The following is a 244-nucleotide window of genomic DNA, read 5'->3' as shown; positions in this document are numbered from 1 at the left end:
ACCCGACGGAGTAGGCCAGCCGCCGCCTGGTCATCCACTGGAGAAATTCCTTGGTGCCGCCGGCTCCGTCGGTGCGGATCAGAATCTTCTTCGACCCCCGCCTGCTCCGGGCCAGCAGGGCTGGTGGGAGCTGCGCGAGCGCGGCCTTGGTGACGGTGATGTGATCAGCCGCGGTGTTCGAGCCGGCGTTGCCGGGGCGGAGATGGATCGCCAGCGGTTCCCCAGTCCCTTCGCTGCCGTGGTC

The 244-nt window shown here is 68.9% G+C and carries 1 protein-coding gene; it reads right to left on the bottom strand.

Annotated features, from left to right (window positions below; all coding sequences use genetic code 11):
- Positions 1-244, bottom strand: a 244-nt coding sequence (locus P0D62_RS19080; RefSeq protein ID WP_275704096.1) for a transposase, incomplete at both ends; no start/stop codon positions are given.

The organism is Tessaracoccus caeni (assembly GCF_029211185.1).
Classification (GTDB): Bacteria; Actinomycetota; Actinomycetes; order Propionibacteriales; family Propionibacteriaceae; genus Arachnia; species Arachnia caeni.
The sequence above is the reverse complement of the archived record's forward strand: the minus strand, read 5'-3'. Positions and strand labels throughout refer to the sequence as shown.